Origin of the sequence: Actinopolymorpha sp. B9G3 (assembly GCF_040120725.1) — a bacterium.
GTDB lineage: Bacteria > Actinomycetota > Actinomycetes > Propionibacteriales > Actinopolymorphaceae > Thermasporomyces.
In genome coordinates, this window is sequence record NZ_JBEEAB010000015.1 from 86031 (window position 1) to 110780 (window position 24750).

The 24750-nt window shown below is 70.0% G+C and carries 20 protein-coding genes; 12 read left to right on the plus strand and 8 right to left on the minus strand.

The features are described 5' to 3' along the window. Positions 1-45 precede the first annotated feature (45 nt). The gene (locus tag ABNF93_RS23840) at positions 46-1458 is read left to right on the plus strand and encodes a serine hydrolase (RefSeq protein WP_349330381.1); all 1413 of its coding nucleotides are present in this window, start codon (positions 46-48) and stop codon (positions 1456-1458) included. A 155-nt stretch (positions 1459-1613) separates the two neighbouring features. On the opposite strand, the gene ABNF93_RS23845 is transcribed toward ABNF93_RS23840, so the two are convergent. Then, positions 1614-2981 carry an MATE family efflux transporter gene (locus tag ABNF93_RS23845; protein ID WP_349330382.1) on the minus strand — a complete coding sequence of 456 codons (1368 nt, stop codon included), beginning with the start codon at positions 2979-2981 and terminating at the stop codon, positions 1614-1616. 568 nt (positions 2982-3549) lie between these two features. On the opposite strand from ABNF93_RS23845, the gene ABNF93_RS23850 reads away from it, so the two are divergent. Continuing rightward, positions 3550-6147: a replicative DNA helicase gene (locus ABNF93_RS23850; RefSeq protein WP_502877622.1), complete on the plus strand. Its 2598-nt coding sequence runs from the start codon at positions 3550-3552 to the stop codon at positions 6145-6147. 21 nt (positions 6148-6168) lie between these two features. On the opposite strand, the gene ABNF93_RS23855 is transcribed toward ABNF93_RS23850, so the two are convergent. Both ABNF93_RS23855 and ABNF93_RS23860 read right to left on the minus strand, forming a co-directional pair. Further along, positions 6169-6540, minus strand: coding sequence for a VOC family protein (locus ABNF93_RS23855; RefSeq protein WP_349330384.1), 372 nt, complete (start codon positions 6538-6540; stop codon positions 6169-6171). A 150-nt stretch (positions 6541-6690) separates the two neighbouring features. After that, positions 6691-7305 (minus strand): DUF6886 family protein, encoded by a 615-nt coding sequence (locus tag ABNF93_RS23860; RefSeq protein ID WP_349330385.1) that lies wholly within the window; start codon positions 7303-7305, stop codon positions 6691-6693. Positions 7306-7378: 73 nt separating this feature from the next. Between ABNF93_RS23860 and ABNF93_RS23865 the strand changes: the two genes are divergently transcribed. Next, the gene (locus tag ABNF93_RS23865; RefSeq protein ID WP_349330386.1) at positions 7379-8263 is read left to right on the plus strand and encodes a GNAT family N-acetyltransferase; all 885 of its coding nucleotides are present in this window, start codon (positions 7379-7381) and stop codon (positions 8261-8263) included. A 443-nt stretch (positions 8264-8706) separates the two neighbouring features. On the opposite strand, the gene ABNF93_RS23870 is transcribed toward ABNF93_RS23865, so the two are convergent. Beyond that, complete coding sequence (locus ABNF93_RS23870) at positions 8707-9105, minus strand: YccF domain-containing protein (RefSeq protein WP_349330387.1); 399 nt, start codon at positions 9103-9105, stop codon at positions 8707-8709. 148 nt (positions 9106-9253) lie between these two features. On the opposite strand from ABNF93_RS23870, the gene ABNF93_RS23875 reads away from it, so the two are divergent. The 5 genes from ABNF93_RS23875 to ABNF93_RS23895 all read left to right on the plus strand — a co-directional run bounded on the left by ABNF93_RS23875 (position 9254) and on the right by ABNF93_RS23895 (position 14628). Continuing rightward, positions 9254-10072, plus strand: a complete 819-nt coding sequence (locus ABNF93_RS23875) for a 6-phosphogluconolactonase (RefSeq protein WP_349330388.1) — start codon at positions 9254-9256, stop codon at positions 10070-10072. 136 nt (positions 10073-10208) lie between these two features. Continuing rightward, a complete protein-coding gene (locus ABNF93_RS23880) occupies positions 10209-11510 on the plus strand; it encodes a family 4 glycosyl hydrolase (RefSeq protein ID WP_349330389.1) in 1302 nt (433 codons plus the stop codon). A 68-nt stretch (positions 11511-11578) separates the two neighbouring features. After that, positions 11579-12592 carry an N-acetylglucosamine kinase gene (locus ABNF93_RS23885; protein WP_349330390.1) on the plus strand — a complete coding sequence of 338 codons (1014 nt, stop codon included), beginning with the start codon at positions 11579-11581 and terminating at the stop codon, positions 12590-12592. 53 nt (positions 12593-12645) lie between these two features. After that, complete coding sequence (locus ABNF93_RS23890) at positions 12646-13464, plus strand: GntR family transcriptional regulator (protein WP_349330391.1); 819 nt, start codon at positions 12646-12648, stop codon at positions 13462-13464. A gap of 48 nt (positions 13465-13512) precedes the next feature. Next, positions 13513-14628, plus strand: coding sequence for a dienelactone hydrolase family protein (locus ABNF93_RS23895; RefSeq protein WP_349330392.1), 1116 nt, complete (start codon positions 13513-13515; stop codon positions 14626-14628). Between the two features lie 93 nt (positions 14629-14721). On the opposite strand, the gene add is transcribed toward ABNF93_RS23895, so the two are convergent. Further along, on the minus strand, positions 14722-15699 hold the full coding sequence (gene add / locus ABNF93_RS23900; RefSeq protein WP_349330393.1) for an adenosine deaminase: 978 nt from the start codon (positions 15697-15699) through the stop codon (positions 14722-14724). Positions 15700-15944: 245 nt separating this feature from the next. Between add and ABNF93_RS23905 the strand changes: the two genes are divergently transcribed. Next, positions 15945-16751 (plus strand): class I SAM-dependent methyltransferase, encoded by an 807-nt coding sequence (locus tag ABNF93_RS23905; RefSeq protein WP_349330394.1) that lies wholly within the window; start codon positions 15945-15947, stop codon positions 16749-16751. Positions 16752-16773: 22 nt separating this feature from the next. Here the strand turns inward: ABNF93_RS23905 and ABNF93_RS23910 are convergent, their stop codons facing one another. The 3 genes from ABNF93_RS23910 to ABNF93_RS23920 are packed head-to-tail and all read right to left on the minus strand — an operon-like array spanning position 16774 to position 20424. Next, positions 16774-18858: a molybdopterin cofactor-binding domain-containing protein gene (locus tag ABNF93_RS23910; RefSeq protein ID WP_349330395.1), complete on the minus strand. Its 2085-nt coding sequence runs from the start codon at positions 18856-18858 to the stop codon at positions 16774-16776. A 55-nt stretch (positions 18859-18913) separates the two neighbouring features. Continuing rightward, positions 18914-19906, minus strand: coding sequence for an FAD binding domain-containing protein (locus ABNF93_RS23915; protein WP_349330396.1), 993 nt, complete (start codon positions 19904-19906; stop codon positions 18914-18916). Beyond that, positions 19903-20424, minus strand: a complete 522-nt coding sequence (locus tag ABNF93_RS23920; protein WP_349330397.1) for a 2Fe-2S iron-sulfur cluster-binding protein — start codon at positions 20422-20424, stop codon at positions 19903-19905. The genes ABNF93_RS23915 and ABNF93_RS23920 overlap by 4 nt, the downstream gene beginning before the upstream one ends. An 85-nt stretch (positions 20425-20509) precedes the next feature. On the opposite strand from ABNF93_RS23920, the gene ABNF93_RS23925 reads away from it, so the two are divergent. From ABNF93_RS23925 to ABNF93_RS23935, 3 genes are all read left to right on the plus strand, one after another. Next, on the plus strand, positions 20510-23920 hold the full coding sequence (locus tag ABNF93_RS23925; protein ID WP_349330398.1) for a S41 family peptidase: 3411 nt from the start codon (positions 20510-20512) through the stop codon (positions 23918-23920). A 146-nt stretch (positions 23921-24066) separates the two neighbouring features. After that, positions 24067-24273 (plus strand): type II toxin-antitoxin system VapB family antitoxin, encoded by a 207-nt coding sequence (locus ABNF93_RS23930; protein ID WP_349330399.1) that lies wholly within the window; start codon positions 24067-24069, stop codon positions 24271-24273. 193 nt (positions 24274-24466) lie between these two features. Further along, positions 24467-24682: a PIN domain-containing protein gene (locus tag ABNF93_RS23935; protein WP_349330472.1), complete on the plus strand. Its 216-nt coding sequence runs from the start codon at positions 24467-24469 to the stop codon at positions 24680-24682. Positions 24683-24750 lie beyond the last annotated feature (68 nt).

Below are 24750 nucleotides of genomic sequence, written 5' to 3' on the forward strand. Positions count from 1 at the left end.
ACCATGCGGGACCAGCGAAGAGCCCGGCATCTCAGGATCACACTCATGGCACCTCTGCTGGTAGGGGCGATGGCAGTCCCCGCATGGGCCGGCGGTCCGACACCGGCCGATGCCGGTGGCCCGGCGGGGGGTCTCGCGTCGCCAGAAGCGAGACGACCGGTTGAGTCCGCTCGGCTCTCCGCCGAACTCAGGAAGGCCGTCGACGACCAGCGGTTCGCCGACGGTCTCGTCGACCTCTTGCCACCGGCGACCTCACCGGCCGATCTGCTCCGCGAGGACATCGGTGGCGGGCCGTGGCCGATGCGGCCGAACGACGCGAGCGTCCCCAACACCCGCACGCCGAACGTCGACGCGGCGGTGATCGAGCTCGACGGCTCCGGTCGGCCGAGCGCGGTGGCGAACGTCCTGCTGAGCAAGGACTACCCGCACGGCGTGGTCGTGCCGGTCGACGAGGATCTCGGGACCACCCAGGTCCGCTGGCGGCGCTGGAACACCGAGGAGTGGGACGCCGGTTCGGCCGGATCGGAGGACGTCGTTCCCGGCCGGGAGCACGCCCCGCTGGAGATGATGTCGCCCTACCCGGCGTCGGTGCTGAAGCTGATGGTGGGCTTCGGAATCCTCCAGCAGGTCGACGAGGGTGTGCTCGGGCTCGACGACGATCTGGCGTACGCACCGGCCAACACCAGCTGTGGCGAGCCGGGCACGATGACGATCGCCGAGTGGTTCGAGCTGATGATCACGGTGTCGGACAACCGCGCGACCTGTGCGTTGCTCAAGAAGCTGCACGACCTGGGCGAGGTGGACCCGCTCAACGCGACGTTCGCCGACCTGGGGCTCGGGACCCTGCAGGTGCGGGGCTCCAACCCCGCGACCGGCGGTACCTGGCTCGGCATGAACATGTCCGCGCTCGACACCGCCCGCCTCCTGCTGGTCGTCTCCGGGGCATCGGGCGAACTCTGGCGTACGCCTGCCGGCGATCCGGTGACCGCCGACCTGTTGAGCGCGTCCTCGCGCGAGTTCTTCACGGGACACCTGGCTGACCAGGGCCTCAACCAGGCACTCTCCACGACCAACTGGTGCGGTCGGGACTACCCGGCCGCGGGCATCCCGCAGCGGGTGCCGGACCGTTGGATCGATCCGGACGACGGCACGGTGACCGTCGCCGGGCGGGTCTTCGGCCAGGACGTACGACCGTGCAACGAGACCGCCGAGGTGGAGTTCGCCCACAAGACCGGCCTGACCAACCAGGCGGGCGGTGACGCGGGCATCGTCCGCTCCCTGCCGGGCGCGGGTGCGCGGCAGCGGTCGTACATCGTCGTGGTCTACACCAACCTCGGGCTGCGGTTCGCCGACGCTCACAAGCCGGCCGACCCGCCGGGCATCCACCCGGTCTCCTACACCGAGAAGATCGCCACGCTCGGTCGCGACATCGACCTCATCATGGCGCGCCGAGGGTAAATGACCACGCTGAGCAGGTGCGGGGAACCCGGGCCAGGCGTGGATGGCTTGCGGGACAGCACCCGCCTGCTCAGCGTGGTCATTCGCCGGCCGAAGCTCTCGGTCTCCGACCCCGCCGACCGGCCGGTGATCAGGAAACGGTGCGCCGACTCGGCTCAGTCCTCATGCTTACCGTGCCGCGTGCTCACCGCGCCGGCGGCGGCGCCGGTGACGAGCCAGGCGCCGCTGCGCTCGCGGAGCATGAGCGTCACCAGGCGCGCCACCATGAACCCGCCGAACGCCCACCAGAGCGCGACCAGCCCGCCGTCGAGACCGAGCACCAGTCCGGCAAGTGGCAGGAACGCGACGAGCGTCCAGAGTCCCGCGTACGCCAGATAGCGCCCGTCGCCCGCACCGATCAGCACACCGTCGAGCACGAAGACGATGCCGGCGAGTGGTTCGAACACCGCGAACACGAGGATCACGTCGGCCAGCAGGGCCTGCACCTGCGGGTCGGCGGTGAAGAGGGGGATGTAGAGCGGCCGGGCCAGCACCAGGACGAGCCCGAAGACCAGGCCGGCGGCGACGCCCCATTCGATCATCCGCCGGGTCGCCGCCCGGGTACCGGCGACGTCGGAGCCGCCGAGATAGCGCCCCACGATGGCCTGGCCGGCGATGGCCAGCGCGTCCAGGGCTAGCGCGAGAGTTGTCCACAGGGTGAAGGCGACCTGGTGGGCGGCGAGCGCGGTGTCCCCGACTTCGGTGGCGACGTAGGTCGTCACGAGAATCGCGGCGCGCAGGGTGAGGGTGCGTACGAGCAGCGGGACCCCGCCGTGAGCGGACTCGCGGATTCCGCCCAGGTGGGGACGCAGCGAGACGCCGTGCCGGCGGGCGCCCCGGACGACGACCACCACGAGCGCCACGGCGCCACCGGTCTGCGCGACCACGGTGCCCCACGCCGAGCCACCGATCCCCCAGCCGAAGCCGTAGACGAAGAGCACGTTGAGGACGACGTTGGCGCCGTACGCCGCGCCCGCTATCCACAGGGGCGTCCGGGTGTCCTGGAGGCCACGGAGTACGCCGGTGCCGGCGAAGGTCAGGAGCAGCGCCGGCATGCCGAGGACACCGATCCGCAGGTAGGTGACGGCGTACTCCTGCACCGCCGCCGACGGGTCGAACGCCCCCACCGCGGCGGGTGCGGCGGCCACGCCCACCAGGGCGAGGGCAACACCGAGTCCGAGCGCGAGCCAGAGCCCGTCGATGCCGCCGGCGATCGCGGCTCGCCGGTCGCCCGCCCCCAGCCGCCGCGCGACCGTCGCGGTGGTGGCGTACGCAAGGAAGATGAAGAGCGTCGCCAACGTCTGGAGGGCGGTGCCGGCCAGGCCCAGCGCCGCGAGCTGCGGGGTGCCGAGGTGGCCGACGATGGCTGAGTCGGCGAGAAGGTAGAGGGGTTCGGCGACGAGGGCGCCGAAGGCCGGGACGGCGAGCCGGAGGATCTCGGGGTCGTGCGGGTTCCGCAGCGCGCGCCGGAGGCGTGATGACACAGGCGGTGACTCCTCGGACAGCAGAGTGGGACTTCTCAGGAACCAGGGCGTCCACAGCGACCCCCGATGGACGGGCATCCGAGCGGCGACGGCGGCGCGCGGAAATTGCCCACCACATAGTTTCTATCCACAGCGTGGGGACGTCGAATGCGCAGGCGATCCGGCTGATCGACACCGCAACCGGCCGCCATCCACAGGGAAGTCCCCAGGCTGTGCACAGCGAATCCCCAGGTTCTGCACCATTCCACGGGAGTCGTCCACAGCTGCTGTGGACGACGAGCTTCGTGGTGGGCGGTGTTCCCGCGTACTGTCGTGCTCCACGTCGCACAGCGGCGTTCGCCCTGCTCACACCCCCGATTCGAGCTCCGCCGGCAGTTGTCGGTGCCTTGCGATAGGACAGATCTCGCATGCCGGTGGAAGCTGGTCGCCCACCACCTCGGGGGCGTGACAGGGTCGCGACGTCCGCTTCGTGTGGAGTTCGTCGGTGCACACCGAGCCTGGGGGAAGGACTACACCTGCTGTGAGCGTGAGTGAGCTACCTGGACCGCGATCGGCCGCGCCTGGTGGCATGCCGGACCGCATCCCGCCGCAGGATGTCACCGCGGAGCAGTGCGTTCTCGGCAGCATGCTCCTGTCGAAGGACGCGATCGCCGACGTGATCGAAGCGGTCCGGGGCACGGACTTCTACAAGCCGGCGCACGAGACGGTCTACGAAGCGATCCTCGATCTGTACGGCCGGGGTGAGCCGGCCGACGCGGTGACGGTGTCGGCGGAGCTTCAGCGCAGCGGCGAGCTCGGCCGGATCGGCGGAGCGCCCTACCTCCACACCCTGATCGCCTCCGTACCCTCCGCCGCCAACGCCGGCTACTACGCCGCGATCGTGCGGGAGAAGGCGATCCTGCGGAGGCTGGTGGAGGCCGGCACCAAGGTCACCCAGCTCGGCTATGCCGGCGACGGTGACGTCGACGACGTGGTCGACCGCGCCCAGGCCGAGGTCTACGGCGTCACCGACAAGCGCGGCAGCGAGGACTACCGCCCGCTCAGCGAGATCATGGAGGCGACCCTCGACGAGATCGAGGCGATCGGCTCCCGCGGCGGGCAGATGATCGGGGTGCCGACCGGCTTCGCCGACATGGACAGCCTCACCAACGGCCTCCACCCCGGTCAGCTGATAGTGGTGGCTGCAAGACCTGGCGTGGGCAAAAGTATCCTCGCTCTCAACCTTGCGCGGTCGGCGTCGATCCAGAACGATCTCGCGTCGGTGATCTTCTCGCTGGAGATGAGCCGGACAGAGATCACCATGCGTCTGTTGTCGGCCGAGGCACGGGTTCCCCTGCAGCACATGCGGCAGGGCTCGATGAGCGACGACGACTGGGCACGTCTCGCCCGCAAGATGGGCGAAGTGTCCGGCGCACCGTTGTTCATCGACGACTCGCCCAACATGACGCTCATGGAGATCCGCGCCAAGTGCCGACGCCTACGGCAGCGACACGATCTAAAGCTCGTCATCATCGACTACCTGCAGCTCATGACGTCGGGCAAACGGGTGGAGAGCCGGCAGGTCGAGGTGTCGGAGTTCTCGCGTAACCTCAAGCTACTCGCGAAGGAGCTCGAGGTCCCGGTCGTCGCCGTCGCCCAGCTCAACCGTGGTCCAGAGCAGCGCACCGACAAGCGCCCCATGCTCTCCGACCTTCGCGAGTCCGGATGCCTGACCGCCGACACACGGCTGTTGCGCGCCGACACCGGTGCGGAGGTCTCACTCGGTGAGCTACTGGCCTCGGGTGCGCGGGACGTGCCGGTGTGGTCCCTCGACGACCGCCTCAAGTTGGTGCCGCGCACCATGACGCACGTCTTCCCCAGCGGCGTCAAGGAGGTGTTCCGGCTGCGTCTGGCGTCCGGAAGGGAGATCACCGCCACCGCCAACCATCCGTTCCTCACCTACGACGGATGGCGACCGCTCGGGGAGCTTTCGGAGGGCACTCGGATCGGGGTCGCCCGCCATGTTCCACCACCATTGGGCATCGAGTCGTGGGATCCCGACGAGGTGGTGATGCTGGCGCACCTGCTGGGGGACGGTTCGTTCGTACGCCGGCAACCGATCCGCTACGCGAGCATCGACGAGGCCAACCTCACGGCCGTCACGGAGGCGGCAGCGCGCCGCTTCGGGATTACGGCCGTCCGGGACGACTACCCGGCCGCGCGGGTGACGACGCTCCGGCTTCCGGCGCCGTACCGGCTCACGCACGGGCGCCGCAATCCGATTGCCGCCTGGTTGGACGAGTTGGGGCTCTTCGGGCTGCGGTCGCACGAGAAGTTCATCCCTGCCGGCGTGTTCTCCCTCCCGAAGACGCAGGTCGCGCTCTTCCTCCGGCACCTCTGGGCCACCGACGGCTGCGTCCACCGGGACCGCCGAGGGAACGTACGTGTCTACTACGCCTCGACGAGTCGGCGCCTGGCCGACGACGTTGCCCGTCTCCTGCTGCGGTTCAACGTGTTCACTCGGGTGAAGGCGGTGAAGAAGTCGGGATATCGGGACTCGTACCATGTGCACGTCGTCGGAGCGGAGAACCAGGTCCGGTTCCTCGAGGACGTGAGAGTGCATGGGGCCCGAGGTCTCGTGGCGGAGGAGATACTTCCAGGCCTCCGGGCGGTGACAGGCAATCCCAATCTCGACACCGTGCCTCGCGAGGTATGGGAACGCGTTCGGGCAGTTCTCACCGAGAAGCAACTGACTCACCGGCAGTTCGCCGCAGCCATGGGAACACAGTTCTGCGGATCAACGCTCTGGAAGCATGCACCGAGTCGAAGCCGGCTGGGCCGGATCGCTAGCGTCCTCGACAGTGCTGACCTGGAGACATTGGCGACCAATGACGTCTATTGGGATTCGGTGACCTCCGTCGAATCGCTGGGCGAGCAGGATGTCTATGACGCGACGGTGTTGGGCACGCACAACTTCGTCGCCGAAGGAATTGCCGTCCATAACAGCATCGAGCAGGATGCCGACATGGTGATTCTCCTGCATCGCGAGGATGCGTACGAAAGGGAGTCGTCGCGGCCGGGTGAGGCGGACTTCATCGTCGCCAAACACCGTAACGGGCCGACAGCCAACCTCACCGTCGCATTTCAGGGTCACTACCAACGTTTTGTCGACATGGCCCAGGGATAAAACTCGCGGATTGCGTCGGCGTCACTTCTCCTGGAGAACGGACAGGACGTTGCCGGCCGGGTCCTTGAACCATGCGATATCCGGCCCGTGGCCGCGCATGACGCCCTTCTCGTCGGTCTTGATTCGCTCGTACCGTTCGAACTCGACGCCACGCCGCCTGAGTTCGTCGACGGCGACGTCGATGTCGTCGACCGGGAAGTTGAGGATTGTGAACGTCGCCGGCGTGTGGTCGCGTTTCGGATAGACGAAGATCTCGGCTCCACCCGCGATGTGCAATGTGAGCATCCCGTGCTCCTCGGACACGTCCAGCCCGAGCGTGTCGCCGTAGAACTTCTTGGCGGCCGGGATGTCGTTGACCGCAAACCCGCTGAATGCCCTGGCGTCCTTGAACATCTGGCGTCCCCCCTTTTGCAGTGACGGCGGCAATCGCGCGACGACGTGGACGAGTGGTCGCCACAGTGATCCCGCTGTCCACGCTACCGCCGGGACAGGACCATGCACTTCACAGCCGACCCAAAGCTCGGCAAGTCGGGCAGTTGGCGCCTACGTGGGGAAGGCCTCGGAGGTGGCGGAGGCGTCGGCGGCAGGAGGGGTCTCGGCGGCGGGGGAGGTCTCGGCTGATCCGCGCCGTGGTTTGGCGTTGCGCAGCCGGATGCCGCTGAAGCTCAGGGTGCTGGCGATCACCTCGTCCCAGAACTCCCAGAGGTTGTCGAGCAGCCGGAGCTGGATCCCGGCCGCCTGGTGGAGGGACAGGAGATCCCGCACCGGCTCCGGCGGGCCCAGCGGCTCGACCGGCTCCGTGGCGACGACCGCGTGTGGCTCCGCCCCGCCAATGGGGGCGAACGGTGCGGCGGGCAGGCGGTAGGCGTACAACGCGACGCTCTGAATTCGCTCGAGCCAGCCGTACTCGATCGCGTGCACCCGGGCCCCGCATCCCGCCCCGATGATCCGGTCACGGTCCGCCGCCGTCGTGTTCGGACCGACCCATGCCATCGCCCGCGGGCAGTCGCGAGGGAACCAGTAGTCCTGTGCGCGCCCGGCGTCGACCGCCCATACGTACGCCTCCTCCTGGCTGGAGGTGGGCGCGACGTGGGGGACGAACCTCGTGATCGCGGGATCCTCGGAAAAGTGCAGCACTTCTCCGTACTTCGGTCGCATCCTGATGTTCTATCGTCGAACGACCCTGGCCGGCCAGGCCAATTCCGCGCGCACGAGAGGTGAGGTGTCGAGGGTGACGACGTGGGATGCGGACCGGATTCTCGCCGAGTCGGCGAAGTGGCACTGGATACCGCCGGGCGCGACGGAGGTGGAGACGGACCAGATCCACCTGTATGTCAATGCAGGAGCCGCGACCCTCATCCGCGCCGACCCCGACCCCGACCCTGCCGCTGACCCTGCCGCTGACCCCGACCCTGCCGCCAGCCAGGGCGCGGGCACCGGAACGGCTGCGGAACTCGCTCCCGAAGGTGCCGGCGCCGACAGTACGCCGGACACCGAGGACGCCACTCGCCGGCTGATCATGAAGGTCGCCGACCTGGCCCGCCGCCACGGCGCCGACCGGGTGATGTGGGGGGTCGGCCCCGACCCGCGGCCCGCGAACCTGCTCGACGTCCTTCAGGCACTGGGCGGTGAGGTGACCGTGACGCTGGACGTCTGTGCGTACGACCTCACCACCGGCCTGCCGACCATTCCGGTGCCGGAGGGCGTGACCGCGGGGCCGGTCGCCACCCGCGAGGACACGGGCGCCGCCATGCGGGTGGGCGCGATGGTCTGGGGCGGTGACGAGCCGACGGACGCCGAGATCGACAAGCAGTACGACAATCTCGGCGACGAGCCCGGACTCTTCCTCGCCCGACATGCCGATGAGCCTGCCGGAAGTGGCGGCTACACCCTCGCCGGTCCCGTGGCCCGGCTGTGGGGTGCCGGCGTCCTACCGGCGTTGCGGGGCAACGGTGCCTATCGCGCGCTGGTTGCCGCGCGGCTGCGCGACGCCGTGGCGCGCGGCGTGACCCTGGCGCTCGTCCACGCCAACGTGGGTACGTCGGCGCCGATCCTGCGGCGACTGGGGTTCACGGTCTACGGCCAGCGTCAGATCGTCACCTTGCTCATCCGGTAGGTCGCCCGGGGCCGCGAATGACCACGCTGAGCATGCCTGTGTTACCTGGACCAGGCATGGACGCCTCGGCAAAGTCCACAGGCCTAGCTAGCGTGGGCTTTTGCGCTCGGCTTCCTCGGGCGGTCTGTCTGGTTGGGCGGCATGTTTGGTTGGTCGGTCGATCGGCCCGGTCGGTCTGCCAGGTTGCCCAGGGTCGGTCTGCCTGGTTGCCCCGGGTCGGTCCCGGTCGATCTGGCTCATCACCCTGGTCGTCGAACAGGCTCCCGCTCACAACCCTGGCCGTGCAGGTTACTTGCCTGGCCGGCCAGGCAAGTGCTCCTCGCCGAGGCGTCGATGCCCTGCCCGGGGTGTTGGGGCATGCTCAGCGTGGTCATTTGCAAGGAGCTGGCGGGCGGCGTCGCACCTTCAGAGCAGTCGGCTTCGAAGTCACCGGAGTCGGGAGCTCAGCGGGCGACGAAGGCGAGCGGGTCGTCGGCGTCGACGATCTCCTTGCCCAGCGGGAACAGCGAGACCGGCACCAGTTTGAAGTTGGCCAGTCCGAGCGGGATCCCGATGATCGTGAGGCACTGTGCGATGCCGGTAACGATGTGGGCGAGCGCGAGCCACCACCCGGCGAGAACGACCCAGATCACGTTGCCCAGCAGGGACGGCGCGCCCGCGTCGCGTCGGTCGACCAGGCGCCGCCCGAACGGCCAGAACGCGAAGTTGGCCATCCGGAACGACGCGACACCGAAGGGGATCGTGATGATCAGCAGGCACAGGACCACCCCGGCCACGGCGTAGCCGAGGGCGAGCCACAAGCCGCCGAAGATCAACCAGATCACGTTCAGAAGGAGCCGCACTCCTTCATTGTCGCGCACGCATCGAGCCTCGGTGGGCGGTCCGGATGTCGAAAACTCCTCTTGAGGCGTACCAGTTAGACCAGATAACGTCTACAAGGTCCAGGTGGTCCAGCCGGCGACGGTGAACACGACGAAGGAGCCCACCCGCGTGCGCGTACATCCCACCGTGTTCGCCGACCCGTCCGCACTCGGCGAGACGCTGGCGGTCAGGATCGCCGACGGGCTCGAGGCGGCGACGAGGGCCGGTCGGCGTTACGTCCTCGGCTGCCCCGGCGGGAGGAGCCCGATGACGACCTACACCGCACTCGCCGGCCTGGTCCGCCAGCGCCAGCTTGACGTGTCCGGGCTCGTGATCGCGATGATGGACGACTACGTCGAGCCCGCATCGACGCAGCGCGCCGGCTTCGCCCACGTCCCGGACGACCTGCCGCACAGCTGTCGCCGGTTCGGCCGCGAGGTCATCGCCGAACCGCTCTCGACCGCCGCCGGTCCCGGCCGGGCCATCCCCGCCGACCAGCTGTGGATGCCCGATCCCGCCGACCCGGAGGACTACGACCAGAAGCTCGCGGCCGTCGGCGGGATCGACCTCTTCATCCTCGCCACCGGTGCGACGGACGGGCACGTGGCGTTCAACCCGCCGGGTACGCCAGCCGGCTCGGTCAGCCGGGTCGTCACCCTCGCGGACAGCACGCGCCGGGACAACCTCGTGACGTTCCCGCACCTCCGCTCGCTCGACCGGGTCCCCGAACACGGCGTCACGGTGGGCATCGACACGATCCGGCGCCATTCGAAGAGTGCCGTCATGCTCGTCCACGGCACCGACAAGTCCGAGGCCGCCGCGAGGCTCACCACCGCCGATCGGTACGACCCCGACTGGCCGGCCACCGTGATCACCGAGTGCCAGAAGCCTGCGCTGTACGTCGACAAGGCCGCCCAGTCCGGTCCACCACACGCCACGAGGTTCTGACCAGCCTCTGGCCGCAGAATCCGCCCCCAGTCCACCGCTTTCGAAGACAGTCCACCGCTTTCGAAGACAGTCCACCGCTTTCGAAGACAGTCCACCGCTTTCGAAGATCGTTCCGTACGCAGGCGAAGGAGAAGTCATGGCCCGGATCAAGCTCGCCTACCTCGGCGGAGGTTCGACGCGTGCGGCCGGCACGATGGCGTCGTTCGTCCATCACGGCGCGGAGTTCGACGGATCCGAGGTCGTGCTCATCGACCTCGATGCCGAACGCCTCGCCCTGATCAAGGAACTGGCCGTACGCATGGCGAAGCATGCCGGCCTCGACCTCACGATCACCGCGACGACGAACCGCAGGGAAGGGTTGCGCGACGTCGACGCCGTGTTGTCCAGCTTCCGGCCCGGTGGCTTCGAGGCCCGCGCCCTCGACGAACGCATCCCGCTCAAGCACGGCGTGATCGGCCAGGAGACGCAGGGTCCGGGCGGGTTCTTCATGGCCCTGCGTTCGATCGCGGTCATGCAGGCGGTGGCGGACGATCTCGCGGCGGTCGCGCCGAACGCCCGGATCTTCAACTACACCAACCCGGTCAACATCGTGGCGCAGGCGATGACGAGCTACACCGACATCCCGATCGTCTCGCTGTGCGAGGGGCCGATCATCTTCCCGCGCGGGGTCGCGGAGGCCGGCGGTCTCGATCCCGACAAGCTGCAGGCGACGATGGTCGGCATCAACCACAACTGTTGGAGCACCACCCACACCTACGACGGGCAGGACTTCATCGCCGTCCTGCGCGAGGCGTACGACGGGCGCCGCGACGACCCGAGCATGTCGGAGGGGTCCCACCAGCTGATCCGGCTCGCGCTGGCGATGGAGTCGGTTCCGTCGTACTACTTCCTCAACTACTACTTCCGTGACGAGGTTCTGCGGCACCTGCGCGGCAAGGCGACCACCCGGGCGGAGGACATCATGGCCGAGGTCCCGGGCTACTGGGCGCACTACACCGAGCAGGCGAAGTCCGACGCGCCGGTGCTCGACCCGCGGCGGTCACGCGGTGGTATTCACGAGTTGGAGCTCGCGATCGACGCGATGAACGCCTTCTACAACGACACCGGCGAGGTGCTGCCGGTCAACCTGCCGAACACCGGTTGGGCGCTGCCCGGATTCGACGACGACGTGGTGGTCGAGGTGTCGACGAAGGTGGACGCGAGCGGGTTCACGCCGCTGCCGCAGAAGCCGCTGCCGCATGCCGTGCGCGGGCTCGTGCAGGCGCTGGCCGAGCACCAGGTGCTCGCGGCGAAGGCCGGTTGGGAGGGGTCCGCGGCAGACGGGGTCCGTGCGCTGGCCGCCCATCCGTTGGTGCCGACGCTGCCCGTCGCCGAGGAGCTGTACGCCGAGATGGCCGCCGCCCACGCCGCCCACCTGCCGGCCCGGCTGCAGGCCTAGGGAGAGCGCGGTTGCCCCACCGTGATCCCACCAGACACCCCCCGCCGTTCGTCTAAGGTGCTGGCCTGATGACCCCCCTCTACCTCGGCGTCGACGCCGGCAACAGCAAGACCGTGGCCCTGCTCTGCACCGCGGCCGGGGAGGTCGTGGGCAACGGGCGGTCCGGCAACGGCGACATCTACGGCGCGTCCTCCGAGCGCGCCGCGGTCGAGGCCGTGATCGCCGCCGTCAAGGAGGCCTTGGCAGGCGCGCAACCGGACGGCATCGGTGGCGCGGCATTCCGGTTGGCCGGCGTCGACTGGCCGGAGGACCATGCGTTCTGGGTCGACGCGCTCGCGGCGGAGTTGCCGGACGTCGCGGCGTTGCGGGCGTACGACCGGTGTTCGATCTCGAACGACGGGTTCGCGGCGATCCGCTGCGGCGAACCGAGCGGGAACGGCGTGGCGGTGATCGGCGGCACCGGCTCGGCGGTGGCGGGACGTGGGCCGGCCGGTGCCGAGTGGAGCATGAGCTTCTGGATCCAGGACGCCCACGGTGCGTCGGGACTGGTGGCCGGCGCGCTGCGGGCGGTCTACCGGGCTGAGCTGGGTCTCGGGCCGAAGACGGCGCTGACGAAGCGGCTGTTGGCCCATTTCGGGTACGCCGACGCCGAGGAGATGCTGCACCAGTTCACCCGCCGGGGCGGCCGGCCGTCGCGGCCGTGGCACACCGCCGCCCGGGAGATGGCGGGGGCGGCGGCGGACGGCGACGCTGAGGCCCTGCGGATCCTGCGCGAACACGGGGAGCACCTGGCCGACTATGCACGGGTGACGGCGGCGAGAGTCGGTTTCGACGTCGCGAGCGAGGAGGTGCCGGTCGTCCTCGCCGGCTCGGTGATCGATGCCGACGGGTCACCGGTGCGGGCCGCCGTGTTGGCCGCCCTGCCCGAACGCTTCGCCAGTGCCCGACCACGGCTCGCGACCCTGCCGCCCGTCGCGGGCGCCGCCCTCGACGCGCTGGCCGAGGCCGGCGTGGAGGTGACCGCGGAGGTCATCGCCCGGCTGCGGGCGTCCATGCCGCCGCCGGCGTTCATCCAGACCTGAGCACGGATGCTGACGTGGACGTGAGCGGGCGCCGGCTTGGTACCGTCCACGCTGTGAGTACCCAGGTGGGGACCGGGACCGGCGCGGGGCGCGCCGCGATGCCCGACCCGGCCCTCGACCCGCCTGCCCCGCTGGACTCCGACATGGCACAGGTGCCGGGGCCAGCCGCGCAGCTCGCCTACACCGAACTGGCCGACGGCCTCCGCCGCGGCATCTATCCGGAGGGCTCCCGCCTCCCAGGCGAGCGGGACCTCGCCGCGCGGCTCGGTGTCAGTCGTACGACATTGCGCCAGGCACTCGGCCGCCTCGCCGCCGAAGGCCAGCTGACGCGGGCGTCCCAGCGCGGGTGGTTCGTGGCGCGCCGGGTCGTCGGCGAGCCACCCAGCATCCTGCAGAGCTTCAGCGAGATGGCGCGCGCCCGGGGACTCGAGCCAAGCTCGCACATCCTCGCCCAGGAGGTACGCCCGGCGACGTTCGAGGAGGCGGAACGTCTCCGGATCACCCCGTCGTCCCGGGTCCTCGAGGTGCGGCGGGTCCGCGGCATGGACGCCGTACCCGTCTGCCTCGACACCACGGTCCTGGTCGCCACCCGCGCCGAAGCGCTGGTCGACGCAGACCTGGAGGACCGTTCGCTCTACGACGCGCTCGCCGACCTGTGCGGTGTGGTCGTGGCGCGCAGCTCCTACGCCGTGCAGGCCGCTGCGGCGGATCGCGAGGCCGCCCACCTGCTCGACATCGACGAAGGCAGTCCGGTGCTCGTCGGGCAGGAGACCACCTACGACGCGGCCGAGGTGCCGGTGCTGACCAGCCGGACGACCTACCGCGGCGATGCGTACCGCTTCCAGGCCGACCTCTACCGCCCGCTGTCCTGACCGGCCGCTCAGAACTGTCCTGACCGGTCGTACGGAAGGAGTCTTCGCGTGGAGCACCTTGGCGCGTACACCGATCTCGTCCACGCGGCCGCCCGGCACCAGGGGGAGCGCCCGCCCGTCAAGCCTGGCCCGGATCTCCGGAACGCGATCGGCGACGTCCTCGGCTTCGGTGCGCTGCCGGCGGTCCCGACCGACGTACGCACCGATCGCACCTGGTCCCGCGACGGAGTTGCCGTCGAGGAGGTCTCGTGGTCGGTGGGCTACGGCCCGCGGACGCAGGCATGGGTGCTCAGACCGGCCGGCGCCACCGGGCCGCTGCCCGGCGTTGTCGCGCTGCACAGTCACGATGGCGTCAAGGCGTACGGCAAGGAGAAGATCGCCGACGGTCCCGACGAGTCCGTCGCGGAGACGGTCGCGCGGATGCGGGACCAGGCCTACGGTGGGCGCGCGTACGCGAACGCACTGGCGCGCGGGGGTTTCGTCGTCGTCGTGCCCGATGCCTTCTGTTGGAGTAGCCGGCGGTTTCCGTTGGAGACGATGCCCGAACGCATCCGCCTGTTGGGCGCGCAGTCGGCGGCCGCGGCGGGTGACGGTCCGGACGAGGCGTACGAACGCAGTGCCCGGCTGCACGAGGACCTGGTGGCGAAGTACTGCAGCGTCCTGGGGACCACGCTGGCCGGTGTCGTGGCGTACGAAGACCGGGTGGCGGTCGCCTATCTGCGGTCCCGGCCAGACGTCGCCGGGGAGGGCGTCGGGTGTGTCGGCCTGTCCGGCGGCGGATGCCGCTCGGCGCTGCTCCAGGCGACCTGCGACGACATCGGCGCCGCCGTGGTCGTCGGCATGATGAGTACGCACGCCGCCTTGCTGGACCGGCTGGTCGACAACCACACGTGGATGTTCTTCCCGCCCGGCCTGGCCCGACTGTGCGACTGGCCGGACCTCGCGGCGAGCCGGGCGCCCGCTCCGCTGCTGGTTCAGTACGACCGGGACGACCAGCTCTTCACCCTCGACGGGATGAAGGCCGCCGACGCGGCGATCGCGGAGCACTACCGGCAGGCTTGCGCGCCCGAGGCGTACGTCGGCGAGTTCTACGACGGGCCGCACAAGTTCGACGTGGCGATGCAGGAGTCGGCCTTCGCCTGGCTCCGCGCGCAGCTTGCGTAGCCCGCGGGGACGCGCCCAGCTGGCGTAGCGCGGAGACGCGCGTCCGCTGACGTGGCCCGCAAGGCCGTCAGCTGGCGAACTCCACGGAGCCGGTCAGCTGGCGAGCCAGGCGTCGATACCCGCGGACGCCTGTTCCTTGACCTGCGCGGGCGCGGCGGAGGCGAGGACGGAGGTCCGCGCGACGGCGGCGAGCTGGTCGTCGGTGAGCTTCAGCCCGTCGCGGCACCGTTCGTACTCTCTGAGCAGGTCGGTGTCGAACAGCAACGGGTCGTCGGCGTTCACGCTGCACGCCACCCCCGCGTCGAGCAGGCGGGGCAGCGGATGGTCGGACAGGGATAGTACGACGGAGAGCATGACGTTGCTCGTCGGGCACACGTCGAGGCTGGTCGGCCCCTCGGCGAGCCGGGACACGAGCGCGGGATCCTCCACGGCGCGCACGCCGTGCATCAGTCGGTCCGCTCCGAGCAGGTCGAGGGCGTCGCGGATGCTCGACGGCCCGCTCAGCTCACCGGCGTGCGGCACCGCGAGCAGCCCGGCCGCCCGGGCGATGCCGAACGCGTCCACGAAGTCGGCCGGCGGCGCGGCGGTCTCGTCGCCGTCCAGGCCGAAGCCCACGACGCCACCGCCCGCGCGAGTGGCCGCCAACCGGGCCACCTCGACCGCTTCCGCGGGCCCCCGGTCCCGATTGGCGGCGACGACCAGCCCGAATCCGGTGCCTGCCGCCGCCGCGGCCGCCCGGCCCGCCTCGACGACCACCGCGATCGCCTCGTCGTGCGTACCGATCCGGCCGCCGAACAGCCCCGGCCACATCGACACCTCGACCCAGCGGGCGCCGGCCGCTGCGGCGTCCTCGACGATCTCCCGGACGACCCGACCCACCTCGTCCCGGGTGCGCATCGACCGGGCCGCGGCCATGATCGTCTCGCCGAAATCGGCGAAGCTGCCGTACGACGTCGGCAGTGGAGCAGGAAGCCCGGCCGCTGCCGCGAGCTCGCGGTAGGTCGACGGGCGCAGGGCGCCGTCGAGGTGAAGGTGCAGGTGGGCCTTGGGCAGCGCGCTCAGGTCTCGCATCGGTCGATGATCGCATCCGGAGCAGAACTTTCGTGATCACGCTCAGGATCGCGGGACCAAGCCGAGCACCGCTTCGATACGAGGGCCGTCAGTAGGGCCGACTGTGAACCACAGTGCGGCCGACAGTGAACGACAGTGAGGGGGAGCCCATCGCCACATTGACACTCTCTGGGGCGGAGCCTACGGTGCCGTGTTCGACGTCGTGACGACGTGCCTGCCACGGGACTCGGCTCCGTTGGAGAACCATGCTCTGGAACAAGTGGGACAAGTCGGCCAATCTGGGTGGCGCGCCGATGGACAAGGAAAGCAGGTCCGGCAAGAACAACCCCCGGCGGTGGTATCCGAAGCTCCGCTCGCCGGCGTCCCGGGTCAGGTCGTTCAACAACTACGCGAAGCAGCTGAGCGACGACGAGATCGAGGCCGGCCTGCATCGCAAGCGCGTCGGCGCCTACTGGCAGGAGGTCGGGAAGCTCCAGTTCGACTTCCTTGTCTCCCAGGGGTTGCGGCCCGATCACCGGTTGCTGGACGTCGGTTGCGGCGCGCTGCGGGGCGGTCTCCATTTCATCCGCTACCTCGAACCCGGGCACTACTACGGCATCGACCTCAACCAGAGTTTGCTCAAGGCAGGCATCGAACACGAGGTCCCCAGGGCGGGACTGACCGACCGGATGCCGGCGACCAATCTGCGGCAGACCGACATGTTCGCCTGCGACGACTTCGGCGTCACCTTCGACTTCATGCTGTCGGTGTCGGTGTGGAGCCACCTGCCGCTGAACCACCTTCGGCTGTGTCTTCACCAGCTGGCGAAGGTGACCAAGCCGGGCGCGAGCTACTTCACGACGTTCTTCGAGGCCGCTGACGCCTTACCGCTCGACGAGCGGCAGCGCCGGCCGGACCGGAAGGGCTGGACCTATTCCCATCGTGACCCGTTCCACTACACCCAGGCGGACTTGGAATGGGTAGCCGGCGTAGGCCCCTGGACGTTCGTCTACGTCGGCGACTGGAGTCACCGGCGAGGCCAGAAGATGGCCCAGTTCATCCGTACGGACTGAACGCCGAGTGGCGCACGCCGCGTCACCTGAGCAGCTTGTCGAGCGTGATCGGCAGGTCGCGGATCCGGGTTCCGGTGGCGTGGTGGGTGGCGTTGGCGATGGCGGCGGCCGCTCCGACGATGCCGATCTCGCCGATGCCCTTGGAGCCCAGGACGTTGACGTAGGGGTCCTCTTCGTCGATCCAGGTGGCGTCGATGTCGGCGATGTCGGCGTGGGCGGCGATGTGGTAGCTGGCGAAGTCGTGGTTGACGATGTGGCCGAAGCGGGGGTCTACGACGGCTTCTTCGAACAGGGCCATGGACAGGCCCATGGTCATGCCGCCGATGAACTGCGACCTCGCGGTGGTGGGGTTGATGATCCGGCCGGCGGCGAAGACTCCGAGCATGCGTGGCACCCGGACTTCGCCGGTGTCGGCGTTGACGCGGACCTCCGCGAACTGCGCCCCGAACGCATGCATCGCGAAGTTCTCCTCATGCGGATTGTCCGGCATGCCGGCGGTGACCTCCGCCCCGGCGGGCGCGTCCACCCCGTGCCGTTCCCGGAACGCCCGCGCCGCCGCGACGACCGTCGAACCCCAGCTCGCCATCCCGGTGGATCCGCCCGCGACCGAGGCGGCTGGCAGGGCCGTGTCACCGATGCGCAGGTCGATCGCGGAGAGGGGTACGTCGAGAGCGTCCGCGGCGATCTGCGCCAGGGTCGTCCAGGTCCCGGTACCGATGTCCGCGGCCCCGATCGACACCTCGTACCGCCCGTCGCCGCCGGAACGGATCGAGGCGGCCGAGCCGGGCAGGCGCCCGGCAGGGTAGGTGGAGCTGGCGACGCCGGTGCCGACCAGCCAGCCGTCGCGCAGGCGTACGCCCGGTGTGGGGTCGCGCGACTCCCACCCGAAGCGTCGGGCGCCCTCGCGCAGGCAGGCGACCAGACCACGGCTGGACCAGGGCAGCCCGGACTCCGGGTCGCGCTCGGGCTCGTTGCGGACCCGCAGCTCGATCGGGTCGAGGCCGCAGGCGACCGCGAGCTCGTCCATCGCCACCTCGAGCGCGAACATGCCGGGCGTCTCGCCGGGTGCCCGCATCCAGGTCGGCACCGGAACGTCGAGGCGCGCCAGCCGGTGCGTGGTCCGCCGGTTCGGCGCCGCGTACATCAGCCGGGTCGCGACGGCCGTCTGCTCCGCGAACTCCTTGAACCTTGCCGTCTGCTCGACCGCCTCGTGGGCGATCGCGGTGAGGCGGCCGTCGGCGCCGGCACCGAGCCGGATGTGCTGGATGGTCGGCGTACGGTGCCCGGCCGGACCGAACATCTGCTGCCGGGTCAGCGTGAACTTCACCGGTCGGCCGGCGGCCATGCGGGCGGCCAGCCCGGCGAGCACGTTGTGGGCGTGCGGCATGCCCTTGGACCCGAAGCCGCCGCCGACGTACGGCGAGACGACCCGCAGGGTGTCGGCGTCGAGGCCGAACACCGGCACCATCGTCGCCTTGACCCAGTGCACACCCTGGGACGAGTCGTACATCGTCAACCCGTCGTCGTCCCACACCGCGACGGTCGTGTGCGGCTCCATCGGGTTGTGGTGCTCGGTGGGCGTGGTGTAGGTCTGGTCGACCGTGACGGCCGCGTCCGCGAACGCCTCCTCGACATCACCCTGGGCGCTGTCGGTGGGGTACCACGGGTTCACATGATCGGGCGCGTAGAGGTCGTCGCGGTCCGCGCGGAGGACGACGTCGTGCGGCTCGGCGGCGTAGTCCACGCGGACCAGGGTCGCCGCGTGTCGTGCGGTCTCGAAACTCTCCGCCACGACCGCGCCGATGAACTGGCCGCGGTAGGCGACGTCCCCCGACTGGAGCACCCAGTACTCCAGGTCGTCGTTCGAGGCGAGCCGTGCCGCGTTCTCGTGGGTGAGGACGAAGGCCACCCCGTCGCAGGCCTCGGCGGCCGCCGTGTCGATCCCGGTGATCCGGCCGCGGGCGATCGTCGCCTGGACGGGATAGAGGTAGAGCGGGTTGTCGACCTTCTGTTCGTACGCATAGGGCGCGGTGCCCGTCACCTTGGCGACGCCGTCGGCCCGGGTGTGCGGCTGGCCCATCTCGCGCGGCCGGAGCAGGTCGGTCACGGTGTCTCCTTCGCCGGTCCGTCGGGCAACGACCGCCACGGGACGCGGGGCCGGCTCATGCCCAGTCCTCACGCGCGAGGTCCCGCAGCACCGCGACCATGGTGTTCCGCGCCAGCGGGACCTTGAACGCGTTGCCGGGGAGCGGCCGCGCGGCGGCGAGTTCGGCGTCGGCCGCCTGCCGGAAGCTGTCCTCGGTAGCGGGTGCGCCCCGCAGCGCCTGTTCCGCACGGGTCGCACGCCACGGCTTGTGCGCCACCCCTCCCAGCGCGATCCGGGCGTCGGAGACCGTGCCGTCGGTGACTTCGAGAGCAGCCGCGACGGACACCAGGGCGAAGGCGTACGACGCCCGGTCGCGTACCTTGCGGTAGGTCGAACGGACCGCCATCGGGAGGTCCGGCAGGTCGATGGCCGTGATCAGATCGCCGTGCGCGAGCACCGTGTCCCGCTCCGGCTCGTCACCCGGCAGCCGGTGGAAGTCGGTCATCGGGATGCTGCGTTCGCCGTCCACACCGAGGACGACCACGGACGCGTCCAGTGCCGCCAGAGCGACGGCCATGTCCGACGGATGCGTCGCCACGCAATGCTCGGACGCGCCGAGGATGGCGAGGTCGCGGTGGAACCCGTCGATCGCCGAACAGCCCGTACCGGGCTCGCGCTTGTTGCACGCAGTGGTGACGTCCTGGAAGTAGACACACCGGGTGCGTTGCAACAGGTTCCCGCCGGTGGTCGCCACGTTGCGCAGCTGCGCAGATGCGCCGGCGAGCAGCGCCCGCGACAGCATCGGATAGCCGGCCCGGACGATCGGGTCCACGGCCAGGTCAGTGTTGGACACCGCCGCGCCCACCCGGACACCGCCGTCCGCCCGCGGCACGATCCGGTCGAAGGGGAGCCCGCTCACATCGACGAGCAGATTCGGGGTGGCGACGCCGAGTTTCAGATGGTCGACGAGGTTCGTACCGGCGCCCAGGTACGCCGCCCCAGGGCGTTCCGACACAAGCGCGACGGCGGTGGGAGCGTCGAGCGCTCGCGTGTAGTCGAACGGCTTCACTGCGCGGCCACCTCCCGGATCGCGGCGACGATGTTGACGTACGCACCGCACCGGCACAGGTTGCCGCTCATCCTTTCCCGGATCTCCTCGTCGCCCAGCTCCATGTGCCCGCCGTTGAGGTATTTCGTGACGTGACTCGGATGACCTGCCTTCACCTCGTCCAGCATCCCGATCGCCGAACAGATCTGGCCCGGTGTGCAGTACCCGCACTGGAACCCGTCGTGGTCGACGAACGCCTGCTGCATCTCGTGCAGCTCGCCACCGTCCGCGAGGCCCGCCGCGGTGGTGATCTCCGCGCCGTCGTGGGCGACCGCCAGCGCGAGACAGGTGAGGGCCCTGCGTCCGTCCAGCAGGACCGTGCACGCGCCACACTGGCCGTGGTCACAGCCCTTCTTCGGCGACGTCACCGCCAGCCGTTCGCGGAGGGCGTCCAACAACGTCGTCCTGGTGTCCACGGTCAGCGACCGGGCCTCGCCATCGACTCGGAGGGTGATCTGGGCATCCACGCTGATGTTCACCTGGCTCTCACGGCACGCGCCACACGCTCATTCCGACGTACCCAGCGGCTCAACCGGCGACACTTCCGGAGTGTGGGATGCGCCGGTGATCGCGGATAGGCTCGAGGTCCACGCGCCTGGGGAGGGAACGAACGGCATGGTCGACGACGCGGGCTACCTGCGGTTTCCGAGCATCAACGGCGACGTCGTGGTGTTCGTCAGCGACGATGATCTGTGGAGCGTGCCGGCCGAGGGTGGCCGGGCGTGGCGGCTGACCGCCGGAGTCGCGGAGGCGTCCCGCCCGAGCCTGTCACCCGACGGGTCGCAGCTCGCGTTCATCGGCCAGGAGGAAGGACCCGGCGAGGTCTACGTCATGCCTGCCGCCGGCGGCACCGCGCGGCGGCTGACGTTCGAGGCCGCGCCGCGATGCGCGGTGGCGGACTGGCTCGACGACGACACGATCGCCTACGCGAGCACCGCGACCCGCCCGGTCAACGAGGCCCGCCTGCGCGCGGTGAGCCGGCACGGCGGCCCGTCGGAGGAACTGCCGTACGGATGGGCCCAGTCCATGTCGTCCGCCCCGACCGGTGGGGTCGTGCTCGGGCGCAACACCGCCGACCCGGCCCGCTGGAAGCGCTACCGCGGCGGCACGGCCGGCGAGTTGTGGGTCGACGCCGACGGCCGCGGGGAGTTCCGCCGGCTGGTCACCCTGGACGGCAACCTGGCCAGCCCGTGCTGGGTGGGCGAGCGGATCTACTTCCTGTCCGACCACGAAGGCATCGGCAACGTCTACTCCTGCACTCCGGCCGGCGAGGACGTGCGTCGGCACTCCGATCACGACGACTACTACGCGCGGAACCTCAGCTGCGATGGCGCGCGGCTGGTCTATCACCGGGCGGGTGACCTCTACCTGCTCGACCCGGCCGACGACGAGCCGCGGCAGATCCCGGTGCGGCTGGCGACGTCCCGCACACAGCGCAACCGGCAGTTCGTGCCGGCCGGGACCTATCTCGACTCCGCCTCCCTCGGTCCGGACGGCAGCGACCTGGCGGTCACCACCCGCGGCAAGGCGTTCTCGTTCGCCCACTGGGAGGGTGCGGTCCGCCAGCACGGGGAGCCCGACGGCGTGCGGTACCGCCTGCTGACCTGGCTCGGCGACCACAAGCGGCTGGTCGCGGCGGGAAGTGATGACCGCGAGGAGGAACGCCTGGTCGTCCTCACCGCCGACGGCAGCGCCCCGCCGCGGTGGCTCGACACGGTCGACATCGGCCGGGTCGTCGAAGTGACCGTCTCGCCGCACGCCGACCTGGTGGCGGTCGCCAACCACCGCTGCGAACTGCTCGTCGTCGACCTCGCGGCTGACGATCCGAGCACGCGGCGGCTCGACGCGAGCCGGTCCGGCCGGATCGGTGACCTGGCGTGGGCTCCTGACGGCCGGTGGCTCGCCTACGCCAAGCCGGAGAGTCCGCAGACGCAGGCGATCACCCTGTGCCGGGTGGAGACCGGGGAGACCTGGCCGGCGACGCGGCCCGTGCTGCGCGACCGCTCACCGAGCTTCGACCCCGACGGCAAGTACCTCTACTTCCTGGGGCAGCGCGACTTCAACCCGGTCTACGACGCCCTGCAGTTCGAGCTCGGGTTCCCGCTCGGGACCCGGCCCTACGCGGTGGCGCTGCGGCGCGATGTCGGCTCGCCGTTCGTACCCGAGCCGAAGCCGCTGGTGAGCGAGGCCGCCGCCAAGCAGAAGAAGGCAGAGGAGGAACGCAAGGAGGACGAGGAGGCCGAGGCCGACCGGCCGACGCCGGTCGAGATCGACGTCGACGGCCTGCCCGACCGGGTGGTGACCTTTCCGGTTCCGGAGGGGCACTACACCAAGATCGCGGGCATCCACGGCAAGGCCCTCTTCGCCAGCCTGCCGGTCGAGGGCAGCCAGGAGGCGCCGTGGTACAACCTCGCCCCGGCGGCCAGGGCGGTGCTGGACTCCTACGACTTCGAGACCCAGAAGAAGGAACGCCTGGTCGACGGCATCAGCGACTTCTGGCTCGACCGGGGCGCGCGCACCCTCCTCTACCGCGCCGGCGAGCGGCTGCGGGTGCTGAAGGCCGGCGAGAAACCGGGCGAGGACGCCGACGAGGCCCGGCGTACCACCGGCTGGATCGACCTCGAACGGGTCAAGGTGTCGGTGCGCCCGGGCGCCGAGTGGCGACAGATGTTCCGGGAGACCTGGCGCCTGCAGCGCGACCAGTTCTGGGTCGAGGACATGTCGGGTGTGGCGTGGGACCAGGTCTACGCGCGCTATCTGCCGCTCGTCGATCGGGTCGCCACGCGGGCCGAGCTGTCCGACCTGATCTGGGAGCTGCAGGGGGAGCTCGGCACCTCCCATGCGTACGAGCTGGGTGGTGCGTACCGGCCGGGACCCCATTACCAGCAAGGATTCCTCGGGGTCGACTGGCTGTTCGACCCCGAGACGGGGCACTACCAGGTCGACCGGATCGTCGGCGGTGACCGGTGGAACACCGGTGCGACGTCGCCGCTGAACCGGCCCGGTGTGTCCATCGCGGCGGGTGACGTCGTGCTCGCCGTCAACGGCCAACCGATCGGTCGTACGCCGGACGGGGCCCACGTCGTGCCCGGCGAGCCGCTGGTCAACCAGGCCGACGAAGAGGTGCAGCTGACGGTCCTCGGTGCGGCTTCGGAGTCAGGGGCCGGCTCGGCCGCGACGGCCGATGCGGCGACGGCTGACTCGGCTGCTACTCCTGACTCGGCTGGTGCGGGTGGTGCGTTGGACCCGCGGACCGTGAGCGTGCGGGCGGTCCAGTCCGAACAGGCCGGCCGCTACCGCGACTGGGTGGAGGCCAACCGTTCCTATGTCCGTGAACGCACCGACGGTCGCGTCGGCTACCTCCACATTCCCGACATGGGGCCGCGCGGGTTCGCGGAGTTCCACCGTGCGTTCCTGCGGGAGTACGACCGGGACGCGTTGGTGATCGACGTCCGGTTCAATGGCGGCGGCCACGTCTCGCCGTTGCTGCTGGAGAAGCTGGCCCGCCGCCGGATCGGCTACGACTTCCCGCGCTGGGGCGAGCCGGAACCGTATCCGCCCGAGTCACCGCGCGGGCCGCTGGTCACCCTCACGAACGAAGCGGCCGGCTCGGACGGCGACATCTTCTGCCATGCGTTCAAGCTGCGGAAGCTCGGCCCGCTGATCGGGCGGCGTACCTGGGGTGGCGTGATCGGCATCTCGCCCCAGCACCGGCTCGCCGACGGCACGATCACGACCCAGCCGGAGTTCTCGTTCTCGTTCGACGACGTTGGCTGGCGGGTCGAGAACTACGGCACCGACCCCGACATCGAGGTCGACATCACGCCGCAGGACTTCGCCCGTGGCCAGGATCCGCAACTGGACAAGGCGATCGAGGTGGCGCTGGAGGAGTTGGCGGCCCACCCGCCGCACGTGCCGACGTCCGACGAACGCCCTCGTCTCGGCGTCCCGCCGCTCGCCCCCCGCCCGCGTTGAGCCGCGCTACGCCTGGCGACGTTCAGGCCGGACGTTATGCCCAGAATGTTGTGGGATGCGCCGCTGGTCGTCGTCTGATCCGGGCAGCGCTGCCACCGTCGCGTATCTACTGAACGCCAGAGACTGGATACACAAAGGTAGGTGAGATGACGAAGACTCTGATCGATGTCGACGATGATCTGCTCGCCCAGGCCGCCGAAGCGCTTGGTACGGGAACGAAGAAGGACACTGTCAACAAGGCACTTGCCGAGGCCCTCGCGAGCGTGCGGCGGCGTCGGCATCTGGAGCGTCTGATGGGGGGCGGGCTTCCCGACCTCTCCGATCCCGAGGTCATGGAGGGTGCGTGGGGTTAGCGCCCTTCCTGGCAGACAGGAGTGTCTGGGCCCGCCTGCGACATCCCGCTGTCGCCTCCGTCATGACACCACTGGTGGAACGAGGACTTGTGGGCACATGCGCGGTCGTCGATCTCGAGGTGGCCTACAGACGCGAAACGCCGCCGAGCACGGCGATGTGCGGGAGGAACGACTCGACCTGCCACGGTTCACGATGCCGGACGAGGTGTGGGATCGCGCCATAGAGGTCCGGGGCAGTCTCGCCGGCAGGGGCCAACACCGCGCAGCCTCCATCCCCGACCTGCTCCTGGCGTCGACGGCCGAGCGCCACGGTGCGACCGTTCTCCACTACGACGCGGACTTCGATCTCATCGCCGAAGTGACCAGACAGCCCACTCAATGGGTCGTCCCGCGGGGTACGGCTCCCTGACCGGCGAGCCTGTTCCTTACCCATCGGGGTCATCCGGGCCTCGCGGCTCCTCCGCTCGCCCCCGCCCC